At 62.6% G+C, this 16,652-nt stretch carries 21 protein-coding genes and 1 tRNA gene; 16 read left to right on the forward strand and 6 right to left on the reverse strand.

Translation table 11 applies throughout. The features are described from left to right. The 6 genes from ACFVSJ_RS14640 to ACFVSJ_RS14665 all read left to right on the forward strand — a co-directional run bounded on the left by ACFVSJ_RS14640 (window position 1) and on the right by ACFVSJ_RS14665 (window position 6,815). Window positions 1-852 carry an ABC transporter permease gene (locus tag ACFVSJ_RS14640; RefSeq protein WP_387437566.1) on the forward strand — a complete coding sequence of 284 codons (852 nt, stop codon included), beginning with the start codon at window positions 1-3 and terminating at the stop codon, window positions 850-852. A gap of 18 nt (window positions 853-870) precedes the next feature. Further along, on the forward strand, window positions 871-2,157 hold the full coding sequence (locus ACFVSJ_RS14645; protein WP_387437567.1) for a sensor histidine kinase: 1,287 nt from the start codon (window positions 871-873) through the stop codon (window positions 2,155-2,157). Then, on the forward strand, window positions 2,154-2,849 hold the full coding sequence (locus tag ACFVSJ_RS14650; RefSeq protein WP_387437568.1) for a response regulator: 696 nt from the start codon (window positions 2,154-2,156) through the stop codon (window positions 2,847-2,849). Before ACFVSJ_RS14645 ends, ACFVSJ_RS14650 begins: the two co-directional genes overlap by 4 nt. Before the next feature lie 62 nt (window positions 2,850-2,911). After that, entirely contained in the window at window positions 2,912-3,820 is a 909-nt protein-coding gene (locus ACFVSJ_RS14655; protein WP_387437570.1) for an intradiol ring-cleavage dioxygenase, read from the forward strand. Window positions 3,821-3,857: 37 nt separating this feature from the next. Next, window positions 3,858-5,165, forward strand: a complete 1,308-nt coding sequence (locus tag ACFVSJ_RS14660) for a M18 family aminopeptidase (protein WP_387437571.1) — start codon at window positions 3,858-3,860, stop codon at window positions 5,163-5,165. A gap of 237 nt (window positions 5,166-5,402) precedes the next feature. After that, window positions 5,403-6,815 carry an amino acid permease gene (locus ACFVSJ_RS14665; RefSeq protein WP_387437572.1) on the forward strand — a complete coding sequence of 471 codons (1,413 nt, stop codon included), beginning with the start codon at window positions 5,403-5,405 and terminating at the stop codon, window positions 6,813-6,815. A gap of 69 nt (window positions 6,816-6,884) precedes the next feature. Here ACFVSJ_RS14665 and ACFVSJ_RS14670 read toward each other — a convergent pair whose 3' ends face one another. Genes ACFVSJ_RS14670 through ACFVSJ_RS14680 form a run of 3 tightly spaced genes read right to left on the reverse strand, consistent with a single transcriptional unit; the run spans window position 6,885 to window position 8,160 of the window. Further along, window positions 6,885-7,301, reverse strand: coding sequence for a hypothetical protein (locus ACFVSJ_RS14670; RefSeq protein ID WP_387437573.1), 417 nt, complete (start codon window positions 7,299-7,301; stop codon window positions 6,885-6,887). A gap of 27 nt (window positions 7,302-7,328) precedes the next feature. Continuing rightward, the gene (locus ACFVSJ_RS14675; RefSeq protein WP_387437574.1) at window positions 7,329-7,988 is read right to left on the reverse strand and encodes a DUF1345 domain-containing protein; all 660 of its coding nucleotides are present in this window, start codon (window positions 7,986-7,988) and stop codon (window positions 7,329-7,331) included. Between the two features lie 10 nt (window positions 7,989-7,998). Beyond that, window positions 7,999-8,160: a hypothetical protein gene (locus ACFVSJ_RS14680; RefSeq protein ID WP_387437576.1), complete on the reverse strand. Its 162-nt coding sequence runs from the start codon at window positions 8,158-8,160 to the stop codon at window positions 7,999-8,001. A gap of 113 nt (window positions 8,161-8,273) precedes the next feature. Between ACFVSJ_RS14680 and ACFVSJ_RS14685 the strand changes: the two genes are divergently transcribed. Continuing rightward, window positions 8,274-8,356, forward strand: a tRNA-Leu gene (locus ACFVSJ_RS14685). A gap of 83 nt (window positions 8,357-8,439) precedes the next feature. On the opposite strand, the gene ACFVSJ_RS14690 is transcribed toward ACFVSJ_RS14685, so the two are convergent. Continuing rightward, window positions 8,440-8,778: a YnfA family protein gene (locus ACFVSJ_RS14690; RefSeq protein WP_387437577.1), complete on the reverse strand. Its 339-nt coding sequence runs from the start codon at window positions 8,776-8,778 to the stop codon at window positions 8,440-8,442. A gap of 231 nt (window positions 8,779-9,009) precedes the next feature. Between ACFVSJ_RS14690 and rpsF the strand changes: the two genes are divergently transcribed. From rpsF to rplI, 4 genes are all read left to right on the forward strand, one after another. Further along, the gene (gene rpsF / locus ACFVSJ_RS14695) at window positions 9,010-9,315 is read left to right on the forward strand and encodes a 30S ribosomal protein S6 (protein WP_021473324.1); all 306 of its coding nucleotides are present in this window, start codon (window positions 9,010-9,012) and stop codon (window positions 9,313-9,315) included. 50 nt (window positions 9,316-9,365) lie between these two features. After that, entirely contained in the window at window positions 9,366-9,953 is a 588-nt protein-coding gene (locus ACFVSJ_RS14700) for a single-stranded DNA-binding protein (protein ID WP_387437578.1), read from the forward strand. 63 nt (window positions 9,954-10,016) lie between these two features. Then, window positions 10,017-10,256 (forward strand): 30S ribosomal protein S18, encoded by a 240-nt coding sequence (gene rpsR / locus ACFVSJ_RS14705; RefSeq protein WP_003800144.1) that lies wholly within the window; start codon window positions 10,017-10,019, stop codon window positions 10,254-10,256. An 18-nt stretch (window positions 10,257-10,274) separates the two neighbouring features. Then, a complete protein-coding gene (rplI, locus tag ACFVSJ_RS14710) occupies window positions 10,275-10,727 on the forward strand; it encodes a 50S ribosomal protein L9 (RefSeq protein ID WP_387437579.1) in 453 nt (150 codons plus the stop codon). Window positions 10,728-10,859: 132 nt separating this feature from the next. Here the strand turns inward: rplI and ACFVSJ_RS14715 are convergent, their stop codons facing one another. Further along, window positions 10,860-11,282: a DUF1801 domain-containing protein gene (locus ACFVSJ_RS14715; RefSeq protein ID WP_387437581.1), complete on the reverse strand. Its 423-nt coding sequence runs from the start codon at window positions 11,280-11,282 to the stop codon at window positions 10,860-10,862. A gap of 57 nt (window positions 11,283-11,339) precedes the next feature. Between ACFVSJ_RS14715 and ACFVSJ_RS14720 the strand changes: the two genes are divergently transcribed. Next, the gene (locus ACFVSJ_RS14720) at window positions 11,340-12,191 is read left to right on the forward strand and encodes a PhzF family phenazine biosynthesis protein (protein ID WP_387437582.1); all 852 of its coding nucleotides are present in this window, start codon (window positions 11,340-11,342) and stop codon (window positions 12,189-12,191) included. Between the two features lie 78 nt (window positions 12,192-12,269). After that, window positions 12,270-13,163, forward strand: a complete 894-nt coding sequence (locus ACFVSJ_RS14725) for a diacylglycerol/lipid kinase family protein (RefSeq protein ID WP_387437584.1) — start codon at window positions 12,270-12,272, stop codon at window positions 13,161-13,163. Window positions 13,164-13,165: 2 nt separating this feature from the next. Here the strand turns inward: ACFVSJ_RS14725 and ACFVSJ_RS14730 are convergent, their stop codons facing one another. Continuing rightward, the gene (locus tag ACFVSJ_RS14730; RefSeq protein ID WP_387437585.1) at window positions 13,166-14,065 is read right to left on the reverse strand and encodes a hypothetical protein; all 900 of its coding nucleotides are present in this window, start codon (window positions 14,063-14,065) and stop codon (window positions 13,166-13,168) included. Between the two features lie 105 nt (window positions 14,066-14,170). Here ACFVSJ_RS14730 and ACFVSJ_RS14735 point away from each other — a divergent pair, with 105 nt between their 5' ends. The 3 genes from ACFVSJ_RS14735 to ACFVSJ_RS14745 all read left to right on the forward strand — a co-directional run bounded on the left by ACFVSJ_RS14735 (window position 14,171) and on the right by ACFVSJ_RS14745 (window position 16,613). Further along, a complete protein-coding gene (locus ACFVSJ_RS14735; protein WP_387437648.1) occupies window positions 14,171-14,464 on the forward strand; it encodes a DUF4287 domain-containing protein in 294 nt (97 codons plus the stop codon). A 165-nt stretch (window positions 14,465-14,629) separates the two neighbouring features. After that, entirely contained in the window at window positions 14,630-15,610 is a 981-nt protein-coding gene (locus tag ACFVSJ_RS14740; RefSeq protein WP_387437586.1) for an alpha/beta hydrolase, read from the forward strand. A 46-nt stretch (window positions 15,611-15,656) separates the two neighbouring features. Continuing rightward, window positions 15,657-16,613, forward strand: coding sequence for an alpha/beta hydrolase (locus tag ACFVSJ_RS14745; RefSeq protein WP_387437587.1), 957 nt, complete (start codon window positions 15,657-15,659; stop codon window positions 16,611-16,613). Window positions 16,614-16,652 lie beyond the last annotated feature (39 nt).

Here is a 16,652-nt window from a genome sequence, read left to right on the forward strand (position 1 = left end):
ATGAGCACCGCAACTTTGGAACGCAAGTCGATGCGTAACTCCGTCGGTCCGGGACCGGCCTTCCACCGCGTGCTGAACTCTGAGTTCATCAAGTTCCGTACGCTCCTGTCCACACTCATCCTTTTGGCTTCCACGGCACTGGTGATGGTGGGCTTCGCGGCGCTTTCGGCGTGGGGTACGGGACAGTTTTCGGAACAAGCAGCGCGGGACCCCGAAGCCGCAGCAGCAATCGCGGCACAGGGTGGCGACCTTGCGGTGACCATTCCGACGTCGGGCATTTCATTCGCCCAGCTGATCCTCGGTTCCTTGGGCGTCCTGCTCATGAGCTCAGAGTTCACCACCGGCATGGCCCGCTCCACCTTCGCAGCAGTGCCCAAGCGGCTTTCGCCTTTCCTGGCCAAGTTGATTGTGGTCATGGTGAGCGCCTTCCTTCTCACCGCGATTTCCACCTACATCGCGGGCCTTGTGTCGCTGCCGATCGTGGACAACTACAACCTCAAGCTGGACCTTGGCAGCTCGCAGTCCATCAAGCTCCTGCTGGTCAACAGCATCTACGTGGCAGCTGTGGCGGCAATTGGCATGGCTCTGGGCACGATCGTCCGGAACTCGGCCGGCGGCATCATGAGCCTGGTTGGCCTGTTCTTCGTGGCTCCGATCGCCTTCCAGCTCATCCCCGGCGACTTCTTCAAGGAAGCCCGGAAGTACCTGCCCACCAACACACTCAACCCGTTGACCGCCGTGGAACACGTCCAGGACACCTTGGAGGCCTGGCAGGCTGGGCTGGTGCTGGCCGCTTGGGTAGTTGTGCCCGTGGCCTTGGCGATGTTCCTGCTCAAGAAGCGGGACGTCTAGGCGGTCTAGGCTCGATCCATGACTGAAGCTCCACAGACGAGGGACGCGTTGGCCCAACCGGCCGACGCGTCCTTCGCTGAAATCGCCCAGCGCCGAAGGGGCCGCGTCCGACGCTACTTCTACGAGCATCCGCGTGCCATGGACGCCGTGGTGGTCCTTTGCTACGTGCTCCTGGCCTTGCCCACCATCATTGCCTCCGGCAGCGAGGGCAAGTGGTTGGCGACGTCGCTGTTGTTGCTGATCGCTACTGTTCTGGCGTTCAGGCGCCGCTACCCGCTCCAGGTGGTCACCGCCGTCGTACTTTTTGAAGTGTCGGCCACCATCCTCAACCCGTGGGGTTCCAACGTCTCCGCCGGTTTGTGGTTCGCCCTGTACGCGGTGGCGACCGCCAAGAAGCGGCCGCTGGCGCTGCTGGTTTTTGTGGCCGCCAGCCTTCCGCTGAGCCTGCTGTATCTCTTCATGTGGACCAGCCCCACCAATCTGGACACGCTTCAGGACGTTCCCGAGAACTTCCACCTCATCAACAACATCGCCACGGCCGTGACCATTATGTTGTCCAACCTCCTCGCCACGGGGATCGGCATTTCGGTCCGGCAGCGGCGGGAGCACGAAGTGGAGATTGCCGCGTGGGTGGCGCGGACAACCCAGCTGGGCAAGGTTACCGAGCGGAACAGGATTGCGCGCGAGATGCACGACGTCGTGGCACACTCGCTGACGGTGATGATCAGCCTCTCCGACGGGGCTGCCGTGGTGGTCAAGAAGGACCCCGAGCGTGCGGGTGACGTGCTGAACGAGCTGTCCAGGACAGGCCGGGCGGCGTTGGCTGACATGCGACGCGTCCTTGGCGTTCTCCGCGACGACTCCGGGCGGCCCGCGCCGCTGGCACCGCTGGAGTCGGGGCATAATCTGGGCAAGCTCCTGGATGGGTTCCGCACGGCCGGCCTGCCCCTCCACTACGCCCACACGGGTCCCGCATTGCCAGCGGATCCCGCTTTTGAGTTGACGGTCTACAGGATCGTCCAGGAGTCCCTGACGAATGTTTTGCGCTATGGCCGGTCGCTGAGCCGGGTGGACGTGCAAGTAACGCGCGACGGCGATTTGGTCACCATCGACGTGCTCGACGACGGCCGCGGAACCCGGGAGGGCGGCGACCCCGTGGGCAGCATCGGCACGGGCCAGGGCATTGCCGGGATGAGTGAACGCGCGGGAATCTATGCTGGAAACGTGAGTGCCGGTCCTGGGAAACGCGGTGGCTGGACAGTGCATGCCGAGCTGCGCTGGAACGGCGATAAGGGGGAAGAATGACTGGGGAAAGCAACATCAAGGTCCTGCTGGTGGATGACCAACCACTGCTGCGCATGGGATTCCGGCTCATCCTGGAGGGCGAAGAAGACTTCACCGTGGTGGGGGAGGCCTCTGACGGAGCCGAGGCGGTGCGGTTGGTCGCGGAGCTGCAACCCGACGTCGTCCTGATGGATGTCCGCATGCCCGTCATGGACGGAATCGAGGCCACGCGACGGATTTCGGACTCCGGGACGGAATCCCGCGTCATTATCCTCACCACGTTCGACCTCGACGAGTACGCTTTCTCGGGCCTGCAGGCCGGTGCTTCTGCGTTCCTGCTGAAGGACGTGGCGCCCGCCGAGTTGGTGCATGCCGTACGGCTTGTAGCCAGTGGCGATGCGGTTGTTGCGCCACGGGTCACCCAGCGGCTGCTGGAAACGTACGTTCGTGGCTCTCACACCCCCGGGCATGCGGCCGCTCCGCACCGGGACCCGCTCCTGGACGAGCTCACGCCGCGTGAAACCGAAATCCTCACCACCATTGCCGAGGGCTTGTCCAACGCGGAGATCGCGCACAAGTTCTTCCTGTCCGAGGCCACGGTGAAGACCCACGTCCGGCGGATCCTCAGCAAGCTCCAGCTGCGGGACCGCGTGCAAGTGGTGGTGTACGCCTACGAGACGGGCTTGGTGGTCCCGAGCAACCCGGATTACTGACGCACAGCCCGGCCACAGCCTCACCATGTACAAGCCATAGCCTGCCCGCGTTTCATGGAGGCATGACATCACCGCACCCATCGCCTGAGGCGAACCAGCCGCATCCCAACCACGACCGCGGCCTCGAATTCGATCTCTCAACGCTCCTGAACCGCAGGCGGACCCTGGGCGTCCTGCTAGGTGCCGGGACGGCAGCAGCCCTCGCAGCCTGTACACCGGGGACGGGAGGCAGCAGCGCACCGTCGTCGGCCACTTCCAGTGCAACGGCGATGGCATCGGAGACCACGACGGCGTCAACCTCGCCGGCCGCTACGAGCACGGTGACGCGCGCCTTCGCCGAGTGCGGGGTGGAAATCCCGCAGGAAACGGTGGGTCCCTACCCGGGCGATGGCTCCAACGGACCGAATGTCCTTGAAGCCTCGGGCGTGGTGCGGAAGGACATCACGTCGAGCTTCGGGACATCCACCACCAAAGCCGAGGGCGTGCCCCTCACTGTGACGTTGACCCTGTTGGACAACGCGAACGGGTGCTCGCCGCTTGCTGGTGCGGCCGTGTATGCATGGCACTGCGACCGCAACGGCAAATACTCCCTCTACGACAGCGGTTTGGAGAACGAGAACTACCTTCGCGGCGTGCAGGAGACTGACGCCAACGGGCAGCTCACGTTCACCACCATCTACCCCGGCGCTTACATGGGCCGCTGGCCGCATATTCACTTTGAGGTATTTCAATCCTTGAGCAACACCACCGCCGCGGGCCAGGTCCTGGCCGTGTCCCAGATTGCCCTGACGGAGGCCGCGTGCAAGGAGGTCTACGCTTCATCTGGATATGAAAGCAGTGCCCGGAACTTTCCCAACACCACACTGACCTCGGACAACGTCTTTGGTGACGACGGCGGCATATACCAACTCGCGACTATGTCCGGATCCGTTGCGGCCGGATACACGGCCGCGCTGAACGTCACGGTGTAGCCGGGACGGTCCGTGAGGCAGGACTAGACTCGGGGGCATGCCTTCGAATGCCTCCGCAGCACTTGACCATGTCCAGGACCTCGGCGCGTACGTATCGGCGTCGCCGTCAAGCTTCCACGCGGTGCACGAGGCCGCCCGGCGCTTGGACCTCGAGGGCTTCACCGCCTTGGACGAACTGCAGCCGTGGGACGGCCGTGCAGGCAGCTTCTACGTGATCCGCGATGGAGCGCTCATTGCCTGGGTGACTCCGGAGAACGCCGGCCCCACCACGGGGTTCAACATCCTTGGAGCGCACACGGATTCGCCGTCGTTCAAGCTCAAGCCGAAGCCCACCACCGGCAAGTTCGGCTGGTTGCAGGCCGGCGTGGAAGTCTATGGCGGACCCTTGCTGAACTCATGGCTGGACCGGGAATTACAGCTTGCCGGGCGCTTGGTGATGCGGGACGGCGCAGAGCATCTGACGGCCACCGGTCCCCTGTTGCGCTTCCCGCAGCTGGCCATCCACTTGGACCGCGGAGTCAACGACAACGGACTGCACCTGTCCAAGCAGCAGCACATGAACCCGATCTTCGGCCAGGGCGATCCGGCAGGCGAGGACCTGCTGGGGCTGCTCGCATCGCGCGTTGAAGGTGCCACGGTAGACGCTGCGGACATTGGCGGTTACGACGTCGTGGTGGCAGATACGCAGGCGCCCGCTGTCTTCGGGGCCAAGAGTGAGTTCTTCGCTTCGGGGCGCTTGGACAACCTTTCCTCCACCCACGCCGGGTTGGTGGCTTTGATCGCGCACGCCGCAGCGGCGCCTGCCGATGGACCCATTGCCGTTCTGGCTGCCTTCGACCATGAAGAAATCGGCTCCAACTCGCGCTCCGGTGCCTGCGGCCCCATCCTGGAGGACATCCTCGTGCGCATCTCCGACGGCTTGAAAGCCTCGGTGAGCCAGCGGCGGCAGGCCCTGTCGGCGTCGTTCTGTGTTTCTGCGGATGCCGGACACGCTGTCCACCCGAACTACGCGGAAAAGCATGACCCCGCGAACAGGCCGGTGCTGAACGGTGGCCCGCTGCTGAAGATCAACGCCAACCAGCGTTATGCCACGGACGCCGTGGGCGCTGCGCTGTGGGCGCGGCTGTGTAACGAGGCTGGGGTGCCGTACCAGGAGTTCGTTTCCAACAACGATCTCCCCTGCGGGTCCACGATCGGTCCTTTGACGGCCACGCGGCTCGGCATCCGGACGGTTGATGTGGGCATCCCACTCCTTTCCATGCATTCCGCGCGGGAGCTGTGTGGTGTGGAAGACCCCCATTCCTTGGCAAAGGTCGCGGAGAGGTTCTTCGCCGCAGCGGTGTGACCCAACGCATCGGGCAAAGCCTCAAGGAGTCGTTTCATGCTCGTTTCAATAGTTTTTCCAAGGAAACTTTTGATGCATGAGGAGATACATTTTGTGCATCCTCCCGTTTTAGGGGATCCCAAAATGTCTCTTTGCACAGGAGGCTGCTGACCAGTGCTGGCTAGTGTGGGAAAGCCAAGTGGCCCAGTGCACACCTGCAGAGGGCCTTTCCAAAAACACTAAGGACGGCGCCGATCCATGCACGCTGACCAACAACTTTCCAAGTCGCTGAAACCCCGACACCTGTCCATGATCGCCATCGCCGGGGTCATTGGCGCGGGGCTCTTCGTGGGCTCCGGGGCGGCGATCCAGCAGGCCGGTCCGGGCATCCTGGTGGCTTACCTGGCTGCCGGCCTGGTGGTCATCCTCGTGATGCGCATGCTCGGCGAAATGGCCGCTGCCAACCCGGAGACCGGTTCCTTCTCCACCTACGCGGACAAGGCGCTGGGCCGCTGGGCCGGTTTCAGCATCGGCTGGCTGTATGCCTGGTTCTGGATCATCGTGCTTGGCATCGAAGCAACAGCCGGCGCTGCGATCATGCATCGCTGGGTTCCCGGCGTCGACCAATGGGTCTGGGCCCTGGTCCTCATGGTCCTCCTGACGCTCACCAACCTCGGCTCCGTGAAGTCCTACGGTGAGTTCGAATTCTGGTTCGCCTCCATCAAGGTGGCAGCGATCGTGATCTTCCTGCTCGCGGGCATCGCCGCGATTCTGGGCCTGTTTCCTGGCGTTTCCGCGCCGGGCGTTGCCAACCTGCTGGACCAAGGCGGCTTCATGCCCAACGGCCCCGGCGCAGTACTGGCCGGTATCCTCGTGGTTGTCTTCTCCTTCTTCGGAGCCGAAATCGCCACCATCGCCGCCGGCGAATCAGCCAACCCCGTGGACGCTGTGAAGAAGGCCGTCAAGTCCACGGTCTGGCGCATCCTGATCTTCTATATCGGGTCCATCGCGATCGTCGTGACCCTCCTGCCGTGGAACAGTGCGTCCGTGGCGAAGAGCCCGTACGTGGCAGTCATCGAGTTGTACGGAATTCCGGGCGCCGGCACCATCATGGACATCGTGGTCCTGACCTCCGTGCTTTCCTGCCTGAACTCCGGGCTTTACACGGCCAGCCGCATGCTGTTCTCCCTCTCGCAGCGAGGTGACGCACCCAAGTCGTGGACCAAGATATCCAAGCGCGGGGTTCCCGCGGCAGCTGTGCTTGCGTCCACCGTGGTCGGCTTCATTACCGTTGGCCTGAACTACCTGGCCCCGGACACGGTGTTCTTGTTCCTGGTGAACACCTCTGGAGCCATTGCACTCTTTGTGTGGCTGGTTATCGCGTCCTCGCAGCTCATCCTCCGCCGGCGGATGGGTGCAGCGGCCAAGGAACTTGACCTCAAGATGTGGTTCTTCCCGTACCTCACGTGGATTGCCATCGCGAGCATCGTGGCCCTCATTATCGGCATGGTGATCCTGGAGTCGACCCGCGAATCGCTCTTCCTGTCACTGGCGTTGGCCGCAGTCGTGGTCGGGATTGGCGTGTGGCGGTACCGCAAGGGCGCTGCTTCGCATGACTTGACCCCGGCGAAAGCCGAGCCTGCAGAGGTAGGTGCCGGGCCGGCGTCGTAAGCGTCTGTTCGTTGCGGGGCAGTTGCCGTCAACGTACGACGGCGGCTGCCCCGTACGTCGTTAAGTCGCCTAGGGAACAGCTACCGGAAGGTACGTGACGGGTCCGGGGCACTGGGAACCGGCGACGGGGGCGCCGTCGGTCTTCGGGATGTCAAAAAGTACGTCGCGCTGACGTTTCCCGGCCTCCTTCACCACCACGCGGACCTTGTCACGCACAGGATTCGTCCCTTCCTGCGAGACGGGAACAAAGGGCGGCTCCTGGGGGACCAGCCACTGTCCGTCGCTCTGTGGTTGGAGGGGTTCCAGATGGCAGCCCTCACCGAAGCATGCCTGCACGCGGGTGGGAGTGGATGCGATCTTCAGTTCGATGGGGTCCGGGTTGCCGTTCGCGGGGCAGGCAGGTGGGCGCGTGGCCGCGAACCACACGAAACCACTGACAGCGACCACGAGGAGGGCCGCAGCGAACAGAATCAGCCGGGGCTTCATGCGAAGTAGCCTACGCCGAGTGGTGTCCTATTGGGCCAGGCCGATCACCAGGTTGATGGTTACCGCGAGGACGACTGTTCCGAACAGGTAGGAGAGCAGGCTGTGCTTCAAGGCCTCGGCCCTGATCCGGTGGTTCTCAAGGTTGGTGTCCGACACCTGGTACGTCATGCCAAGGCTCGTGGCGAGGTAGGCGAAATCCGTGTACTGCGGGCGGCGGTCCTGGTTGAAGCTGATACCCCCGATTGCGCCGCCTGCCTCCGGCTCCGGGCTGTAGTAGAGCTCCGCGTAGCGCAGTGTGAAGAGGGTTTGGACGAGCATCCAGGAGAGCGCCACGCAAATCATTGCAAGCCCCGCGGAGTTCAGCCTGGCAGCGGTGTCGTCTGCATGGGAGTTGACGATAACGGCCGCGACAGCAGCCAGGCTCCCGAGGTTTGCGATGAGAATCAACAGATCCGTGACGCCTCGGGAAGGGTCTTCGGCGGTGGCGTGCCGCTGGGTTCCTTCAGGGTCCAGGCGGGCAATCACCAGCCACACCCATGCCACGTAGATGAACGCCGCCACGGCCCAGGAGACTGCTGGGGCGTCCACCCAGTTGCCGGTGGAACCCGTGATAGCAGTGGCGATTCCGCCGGCGATCACCATGACCACAAAGCGCAGCCGGCTGCGCCTGACCCTCTGGGTGTTCATGCGGTCCACCCTAGCGCTGGCTGCTTTGCTGTTCCGTGCGATCCCGGGCGGCCCGCCGTTGGTCGGCTTGAAGAATGCCGTCCCTCACGCCTGCCCGGACCACAAAGTAGAGCAGGTAGAGGACGATCGCGCCGAACACGACAGTGAGGACCAAGGAAGTCAGTGCATCCATGGACCCACCCTAGCCGCTGGCGGCGACGTCAAAATCCACAGAACTGCCAAGTTCGTGTTAGTGTCTTTGACGCTGTTACGGAGAAAAAGGAAACCGCTTCTTCGAATCACCCTGCGCGGGTGGCGGAATGGCAGACGCGCTAGCTTGAGGTGCTAGTCCTCGAAAGGGGGTGGGGGTTCAAGTCCCCCTCCGCGCACAGGAAACCCCTGGAAGGTCAATGATCTTCCAGGGGTTTTGTCGTTCGCCCCCACTTATCCGCTGTGCCGCCGGAGGCCGGAGCTATCCGCCCGAGCGTGGCGCAAACATGATGACCCCAACGCCCACAATGCAGATCGCGGCTCCGATCACGTCCCAGCGATCGGGTCTGAAGCCGTCCATGAGCATTCCCCACGCCAGCGATCCGGCTATGAACACTCCTCCGTAGGCAGCCAGCACCCGGCCGAAGTGTGCGTCCGGCTGGAACGCGGCGAAAAATCCGTAGATGCCCAGGGCCACGACGCCGAGCCCGGCCCACCACCATGCCTTTCCCTCGCGAACTGCCTGCCAGATCAGCCAGGCTCCGCCGACCTCGGCGATGGCGGCAAGGATGAAGAGGATGGTGGACTTCAGGATGGTCATGCCCCAAGTATTCCTTGGGCCAGGCGGGGTTTATCCACATACGCCTTGTGGCCGGTTTTCTGCGTGGATCCCACCGAATAGCTTTGAGTGCAGGAGATGCACTAAGATATTGAAGTCTGTGCTGCGCCCTCCTTCCGAAACTTCGGCGGGGGAGCGATGCACAGCATCGCAAATGAACCTCCTGTTACGGAAATACCGTAACCGCTTAGCCCAAAGGAGGTGGGTTCACATATGCGTCCTTACGAATTGATGGTAATCATCGACCCCGAGGTCGAAGAGCGTACCGTAGAGCCGTCGCTTCAGAAGTTCCTGAACGTCATCACTACCGATGGTGGAACCATCGAAAAGGTTGACATCTGGGGCCGTCGCCGTCTGGCATACGACATCAAGAAGAAGTCCGAAGGTATCTACGCCGTGGTGAACTTCACCGCTGAGCCGGCTACCGCCAAGGAACTTGACCGCCAGCTGTCTCTCAACGAGACGATCATGCGTACCAAGATCATCCGCCCTGAAGACCAGAAGGTTGTTGCTGAGTAATCAGCCTCTTCAAATCTTTACCCCCGCAGGAACGAACAAGGAGGCAGTAGATGGCAGGCGAAACCACTATTACGGTCATCGGTAATCTCACCAATGACCCCGAGCTGCGGTTCACCCCGTCTGGCTCAGCAGTAGCGAACTTCACCATCGCTTCTACTCCCCGGACCTTCGACCGCCAGTCCAATGAGTGGAAGGACGGGGAAACCCTGTTCCTCCGCGCATCGGTATGGCGCGAAGCTGCCGAGAACGTGGCCGAATCCCTCACCAAGGGCATGCGGGTTATCGTTTCCGGCCGTTTGAAGAGCCGTTCTTACGAAACCAAAGAAGGCGAGAAGCGCACCGTTATTGAGCTCGAGGTTGACGAAATCGGCCCGAGCCTGCGTTACGCAAACGCCAAAGTCAACCGCACCCAGCGCTCCGGCGGCGGGTTCGGCGCCGGAAACGGTGGCCAGGGTGGCTTCGGCGGCGGCAACGCCGGTGGCTTTGGAGGCGGCGCTCCTGGTGGAAACCAGGGCGGCAACTCCGGTGGAAACTGGGGCAACAACCAGCCCGCACAGCAAGATGACCCCTGGGCCACGCCCGGTGTCAGCAACGCTGGTGGCTGGGGCAATGGCCCGGATTCCGAACCTCCCTTCTAAACACAAAAACACCACCATCCCGTGGATCACTATCCACGGGCTCCATAGAAAAGGAGCTCCACGATGGCTAAGGCTGAACTCCGTAAGCCCAAACCAAAGTCCAACCCCTTGAAGGCCGCTGACATCACTGTCATCGACTACAAGGACGTAGCATTGCTGCGCAAGTTCATCTCCGACCGCGGCAAGATCCGCGCTCGTCGCGTCACTGGCGTTACCGTTCAGGAACAGCGCAAGATCGCCCAGGCAATCAAGAACGCCCGCGAAGTTGCTCTGCTGCCTTACTCCGGCGCTGGCCGCGGCTAAGGGAAGGGATTAACTAACATGGCAAAGCTCATTCTGACCCACGAAGTAACCGGTCTCGGTGCTGCTGGCGACGTTGTCGAGGTCAAGAACGGTTACGCACGTAACTACCTCCTGCCCCGCGGCTTCGCTCTGACCTGGACCCGCGGTGGCGAGAAGCAGGTTGAGTCCATCAAGGCTGCACGTGCTGCCCGCGCCCACGCTTCTGTTGAAGCTGCACAGGCACAGGCCCAGGCTCTGTCCTCCAAGAAGGTCAAGCTCGAGGTGAAGGCCGGCGAGTCCGGTCGTCTCTTCGGCACGGTCAAGCCGGCTGATGTCGCTGCTGCTGTTGAGGCCGCTGGCCTCGGCGCCATCGACAAGCGCAACGTTGAACTGCCGAACCACATCAAGTCTGTGGGTTCGTACCAGGCCAACGTCCGCCTGCACGAGGATGTTTCCGCTGTCATCGACCTTGAGGTCGTTGCAGCCAAGTAGTCTCTGACTGCATCCAAAGGACCCCCGTTACCGGATATCCGGTGGCGGGGGTCCTTTTCTTGTTGCCCCGAGTCGGCACTTAATGACAATGTCGACGCTCCGGACTGTCATTAACTGCCAGCTCGGCGGAGGTTAAGGCTGGTGGATCTCCGCCATGGTGTGCTGGTACCCGCTGCGGATCAGCTCGGCCAGTACGTCCCGGTCCACGTCGTCCAGTTTGGTGACGTACAGGCAGGCGACGCTGGCCTTGTGCTTGCCCAGTTCGGGTAGCAGCCGGTCAGTGGCGGGCCCCTCAGTGAGCCCGTACAGGACCAGATTCGTCTTGCGCGGGGAGAACCCCACGGCCGGCGCGTCCCCTTCCCGGCCACTGTCGTACTTGTAGTGATAGCTGCCAAAACCCACAATCGTGGGCCCGTACATGTACGGTTCCTGCCCGGTAATTTCCTGCATCAGTGTCAGCAGCTCATATCCATCGGCTCGTCGGGTGGGATGCTCCACCGAGGCCAGGAATTCCTCCACGGGGACGTCCGTGGGTTGGGTCTTGTTTTCTGCCATGTGCGTAGTTTCCCAGACGTCGGCAGGGCGCACCAGAACCGGTGATAGCCTGCACCGGTGACCTCTGAATCTCCGCGAACCCGCCCCTTCCACCAAGTGGACGTCTTCTCCGACCGGCCATATTTCGGAAACCCGCTCGCCGTCGTGGTTGATGCCGAAGGGCTCAGCACCGAAACCATGCAGCATTACGCGAACTGGACCAATCTGTCCGAGACCACGTTCCTCTTGCCTCCCACTGATTCCCGTGCCGACTACCGGGTGCGCATCTTCACGGCCAGCGAAGAATTCCCCTTTGCCGGGCACCCGACTCTCGGCTCGGCCCACACCTGGCTGCAGGCCGGGGGAGTGCCCAAGACAGATGGCGTTCTGGTCCAGGAATGCGGCGCGGGCTTGGTGCGGGTAAAGCACGACGGCGGTCGGCTGGCTTTTGCCGCCCCGCCACTGACCCGCTTCGGACCCGTGGATGCGGACGTCCGTGCGCAGTTGGTGGCTGGATTGCGTCTGCCTGACGAGGCAATCCTTGACGCGTCGTGGCTGGTCAACGGGCCGGAGTGGGTCGGAGTACTGCTTGGATCCGCAGAGCAAGTGTTGGCTCTTGAGCCCGACGTTGCGGCAATGGGCGACTTGAAGGTTGGCGTGATCGGTCCGTATTCCGAAGGTGCTGGCGTCGACTTTGAAGTCCGTACATTCGTGCCTGGAGATGCCATGGTGGAGGATCCTGTGACGGGCAGCTTCAACGCTGGGGCTGCCCAGTGGCTCATCGGCTCCGGTCGGGCGCCAGGGGAGTACGTGGCGGCGCAGGGAACGGTCCTGGGCCGGGCAGGGCGTATCCATGTGACGTCCCAAGGTGGCGAGATCTGGGTGGGAGGTTCCTCCGTCACGTGCATCGAAGGTACGGTCCGGTTGTAAGTAGCGGGGCAAGGAATACATTTGATTGACGCGCAACGCTGACGGGCCGGTGCCTGTCGGGGTAAACAGAGGAGAAGTATGGATTCCGCACGGACTTTTGAGTCGATCGTCATCATCTTCAATCCCAACAGCACGGGAAACGCTCCAGAGCTTGCAGAGGAACTACAGGGCAAGCTCAAGGAGCTTCTTGCCTATGAGACGGACATCGTCCTGCGCCCAACAGAGCACGCCGGCCACGCCGTGGAGCTGGCCCGCGAGGCCGCAGCGGGCGGAGGGGATGTTCTGGTGGTATCCGTGAGCGGCGACGGAGGCTATAACGAGGTAGTCAATGGCGTGAGGCAGGCGGAGAACCCCAAAGCAGTGTGTGCCGTTTTGGCAGCTGGAAATGCCAACGACCACCGCCGGACGGTGGGAACGAAGCCCTTGGAAGAAGCAATCGCTGAGGGTCACGTGCACAATATCGACCTGCTGCGTATCAGCACGGGTGACGCTGAGCCGGCCGAGTACGCCCACTCCTACATCGGTTTTGGCCTGACACCCGTTGTGGCGACTGAGCTGGAGAAAGGAAACAAGGGGGCGCTCACGGAGATGCTCTCGGTGATCAAGACCTTCTCGGAGTTCGAGCCCTTCGAGATGCGTCTGCCGGACGGTAAACGCCATAAGGTGGACAGCCTTGTCTTCGCAAACATCCCGGAGATGGCCAAGTACGCCACGCTCAGCGAGGCCGAGGCGATCCCTGCTGACGGGAAGTTCGAGGTAGTGCTTTTCCCGCACATGCCCAAATGGCGGGTTCTCCTGAACGCCCTGCGCGCAACAACCCAGGGCCTTGGCGACCAGCCGAGTGTGAGCAGCTATGAGTTCACCACCCTCAAACCGATGCCGTTCCAGATGGATGGCGAAGTCAAGAACGTCGAGGCCGGAGTTACCGTCAAGGTGGAGAGCGTCCACGAAGCCCTGCCGACTATCGCCTGAGTTCACCGTTCGCTGCAGGCAGCCGTCACGAAGTCGTAAATGCGGCCCTTCAGTTCCGTAGGCGCCGCAACTTTCAACAATCCGTTGCGTTTGCCCACGGTCACCTTCAACGGGAGCAGTGTGCCTACTTTGTCCTCTGCCACTGCGTGGGGATCGCAACGCGCCGGACGGATCCGCAGCGGGACCACTTGGGTAGCCGTGCTGGAAGGCACCACGATGTTCCGGGGCCAGGGATCTGATGGTGGCTCGGCCAGCAGGGTGGTTCCGTCGATCGATTCGATCGTGAATGCTGACGACGTGGCCGTACTCGCTGGGGTAATGAGCAAATGTACGACGGCGGTACTCCCGTCCGGGGCCACCTCCAGTTGAGGGTCCAAGACTATGGACGCTATCGCTGCGGCATCTGCCGAGAGGCACAGTTCGTCGGAGTTCCGGGGCAGGACATTGAACGGATCGCTCGCCTGCGTGGTGGTTTCCCAGGGTTCCTTGGTGTTGTGGAGGTAGTGGACAGTCGCAGTTGCGGGGCCCGTGGCAGCCTGCGCGCAGGCCGCAGCGGGGAGGTTGGCCGGAAGGCTCTTGGGCTGCCTCGGCGGGAGTTCCAACGCGCCATCGGCGGCCTTCCAGGTGATGTCACCGTCAAATAGTCCTGAATGCACTTCTGCTCCGCTGACCACCAGGGAGGAATCCGTGGTGTTGGTTAGCTGGATCAGAATGGCCGGCTTGCCGTATTGGTCCCGTGACTGGTTGACCTCTACGGTGATGGGCGGTTCTGCCGGCGAGGACGCTTGGGCAGAGGCAGTGCCCGCGTCTGTGGGTCTTCCCGGCTCGCAGGCCGCAACGAAGGGCAAGGCAACAATCAGAACCGCAAACGTTGCCGCTGAACGCCACCGTTGGCACACCATTCCAAAAGTCTAGGTCCGGCGATGGGGCCCGAACATTCCGCGTTGTCATAGCCATCCCGTAGAGTCACGCCTACGCAGAGGAAATTCCGGATGAAAGGCGAGCCCATGTCGTTCCAGGCCTATCTCGACGCAATCGAGGACAAGACCGGCCTTACGCCCCGGCAATTGGTGGCAATCGCTGAGAGCAAGGGCTTCAATGATCCCGCCGTGAAGGCTGGAACCATCCTTGAGTGGCTGAAGGCGGACTACGACCTCGGACGTGGCCACGGCATGGCGTTGGTGCACGTCATCAAGAAGGGTCCACAGATCGACAGTAAACACGTCGGAACGGACGGCGTGCACCGCGATGAGTCAGACACGCTGTGGCTCGACGGCAAGGCAAGCAAGCCCGCCGGATAGGTTCCTTCGCTGGCGACCCTTTCCGTCTTAGCATTGTCCGCAGGTGCACAGACGGGGGAGCGTGTCATGGGGCCATTGGAGTCAGCCCAGGATGTAACTGCGGAAGTTCGGCGCGCGGCGGCGAGTGGCCTGAGGGCTTCCGGCAGGCGGCGGCGCCCCTGGCGTTTGAGAAAGCTTGATGTCGCAATCCTGCTCGTACTGGTCGTCCTGTTGGCCCTGTCGGCCACGCCCTGGCCGTCCGCGATGGTGATTCGCAGCGTTTTCGAGCGTGGTGCCCAGGACACTGTTGACGAAATGACTCCCTACGTCCCGGACACGCCTCTCCAGGCGCGCCATGGGGTGGAGTACAAGCCGGGGCTGCAGTTCGATGCCTTTAGCCCGCAGGGGACCACGGGCCCGCTTCCGACGATCGTGTGGATCCACGGCGGGGCGTGGATTTCGGGTGCGCAAGGCAATGTGGAGCCGTATCTCCGGATCCTGGCCGCAGAGGGGTACACCACCATCGGAGTGGGGTACACGATCGCGCCCGAGGCAACCTATCCCACGGCGGTCCGGGAAATCAACGACGCTTTGGCCTACATCAAAGCCCACGCCGCCGAGCTGAATGTGGATGCCGGCCGGATAGTCCTCGCCGGCGACTCGGCGGGCGCCCAATTGGCCAGCCAGACGGCCACCCTCACGGTGAACCCGGCGTATGCAAACCTTTTGGGCATCCAACCAGCGCTCAGGAAAGAGGACCTTGCAGCCACCATCCTGCACTGCGGGGTGTATGACCTGCGCGCCATGGCTGATCTCAACGGTTTGGTGGCGTGGGGATTCAAGACCTCGCTCTGGGCCTACACAGGAACCAAGGACTGGTCCTCCACATATGCCGGGGGAACCATGTCCACCATTGAATTCGTCACTGCGGATTTGCCGCCGACCTTCATCAGCGGCGGCAACGGTGATGGGCTGACGTGGCTGCAGTCCGTGCCCTACAGCAATCGTCTGAAGGCCGCAGGGGTGCCGGTGACTGAGCTGTTCTGGCCGGCCGATCACCAGCCCGCGCTTCCGCACGAATACCAATTCCATTTGAATTTCGCCGAGGCAAGGGACGCGAAACAGCGGACCCTGGATTTCCTGTCCACGCACGTTGCGCGGCAATGATCCTGGAAGGCCCAATTTATCTCCATGATGGAACTATTATGGAAGAATGCCTGCCCAGCCTGTTGCCGAGGGGGCGACCTTACGTCGTCCTCTCATCCTCTGGATGTCCCTCCTTTGTGCCCTGACGCTGATCGCCGTTCCGGCGGGGATGTTGCTCGGCAACCCTGCTGTTCTGCGCAGTCATCCGCTACTTCCTGCGCTGCTGGCGGCGGCCGCCGTCGTCGGGATCTTTTGGGTTCTCTTGCTCTGGCGGCGCGGCGGTTCGCAGCCACATCGCGCGATGGGGCGGTCGATAGCCGCATGGTCGGGTCGCGTAGCTGTCCTGGGCGTCGCCGTGGCCCTCGCGTGGCTGAATCCCTTCTCCTACCAGCCTGCGGGTGACCGGCCGGCCTCGAACGCTTCGATCGTTGAGTCTCCGACGGACATCGTCATGGTTCCGGCGAACGCAGCTCCAAGCAAAGGCCTGATCTTCTATCCGGGAGCCCGCGTGGAAGCCATGGCATATGCCGATGTGCTGCGGCCCGTTGTCGGTGCCGGCTATTTGGTGGTCATCCTGAAGGAGCCTCTGGGGCTCAGCCTCGTCGACGGCGGACAGGCAAGGTCCGCCATCTCAGGCCATCCCGAGGTCCGCTCGTGGGCCGTCGGGGGCCACTCGCTGGGTGGCGTCAGCGCGGCTGCCTTCGCGCAAAGCAACGCTGACGTCCAGGGGCTCGTGCTTTACGCTTCGTATCCGCTGGACTCGATGCGCGACCGCGCGGATTTGTCCGTCGTGTCAGTCTCAGGGACTGCGGATCAATTGAGTACGCCTGCCAAGATCGATCTTTCCCGCGAACTCCTTCCCGCGGACGCTACCTACGTAACCGTCCAGGGCGGGATCCATGCCTTTTTTGGAGACTATGGCGTCCAGCCCGGGGATGGGGAGCCGTCCATCGATCGGGCCGGGGCGCAGGAGCAAATATCGACGGCGACGGTCGCCTTCATGGGGCAGCTCGCCGGAGGTTAGGTCATGGGAATACTTTCGAAGGCGTCCCGGTTCTCTCAT

Source organism: Paenarthrobacter sp. NPDC058040 (genome assembly GCF_042885775.1).
GTDB lineage: Bacteria > Actinomycetota > Actinomycetes > Actinomycetales > Micrococcaceae > Arthrobacter.

Bases quoted from the DNA above. Each gene is read 5' to 3' on its own strand.
- ACFVSJ_RS14640 (WP_387437566.1), top strand. From the start codon at position 1: ATGAGCACCGCAACTTTGGAACGCAAGTCGATGCGTAACTCCGTCGGT.
- ACFVSJ_RS14645 (WP_387437567.1), top strand. From the start codon at position 871: ATGACTGAAGCTCCACAGACGAGGGACGCGTTGGCCCAACCGGCCGAC.
- ACFVSJ_RS14650 (WP_387437568.1), top strand. From the start codon at position 2,154: ATGACTGGGGAAAGCAACATCAAGGTCCTGCTGGTGGATGACCAACCA.
- ACFVSJ_RS14655 (WP_387437570.1), top strand. From the start codon at position 2,912: ATGACATCACCGCACCCATCGCCTGAGGCGAACCAGCCGCATCCCAAC.
- ACFVSJ_RS14660 (WP_387437571.1), top strand. From the start codon at position 3,858: ATGCCTTCGAATGCCTCCGCAGCACTTGACCATGTCCAGGACCTCGGC.
- ACFVSJ_RS14665 (WP_387437572.1), top strand. From the start codon at position 5,403: ATGCACGCTGACCAACAACTTTCCAAGTCGCTGAAACCCCGACACCTG.
- ACFVSJ_RS14670 (WP_387437573.1), bottom strand. From the start codon at position 7,301: ATGAAGCCCCGGCTGATTCTGTTCGCTGCGGCCCTCCTCGTGGTCGCT.
- ACFVSJ_RS14675 (WP_387437574.1), bottom strand. From the start codon at position 7,988: ATGAACACCCAGAGGGTCAGGCGCAGCCGGCTGCGCTTTGTGGTCATG.
- ACFVSJ_RS14680 (WP_387437576.1), bottom strand. From the start codon at position 8,160: ATGGATGCACTGACTTCCTTGGTCCTCACTGTCGTGTTCGGCGCGATC.
- ACFVSJ_RS14690 (WP_387437577.1), bottom strand. From the start codon at position 8,778: ATGACCATCCTGAAGTCCACCATCCTCTTCATCCTTGCCGCCATCGCC.
- rpsF (WP_021473324.1), top strand. From the start codon at position 9,010: ATGCGTCCTTACGAATTGATGGTAATCATCGACCCCGAGGTCGAAGAG.
- ACFVSJ_RS14700 (WP_387437578.1), top strand. From the start codon at position 9,366: ATGGCAGGCGAAACCACTATTACGGTCATCGGTAATCTCACCAATGAC.
- rpsR (WP_003800144.1), top strand. From the start codon at position 10,017: ATGGCTAAGGCTGAACTCCGTAAGCCCAAACCAAAGTCCAACCCCTTG.
- rplI (WP_387437579.1), top strand. From the start codon at position 10,275: ATGGCAAAGCTCATTCTGACCCACGAAGTAACCGGTCTCGGTGCTGCT.
- ACFVSJ_RS14715 (WP_387437581.1), bottom strand. From the start codon at position 11,282: ATGGCAGAAAACAAGACCCAACCCACGGACGTCCCCGTGGAGGAATTC.
- ACFVSJ_RS14725 (WP_387437584.1), top strand. From the start codon at position 12,270: ATGGATTCCGCACGGACTTTTGAGTCGATCGTCATCATCTTCAATCCC.
- ACFVSJ_RS14730 (WP_387437585.1), bottom strand. From the start codon at position 14,065: ATGGTGTGCCAACGGTGGCGTTCAGCGGCAACGTTTGCGGTTCTGATT.
- ACFVSJ_RS14735 (WP_387437648.1), top strand. From the start codon at position 14,171: ATGTCGTTCCAGGCCTATCTCGACGCAATCGAGGACAAGACCGGCCTT.
- ACFVSJ_RS14745 (WP_387437587.1), top strand. From the start codon at position 15,657: ATGCCTGCCCAGCCTGTTGCCGAGGGGGCGACCTTACGTCGTCCTCTC.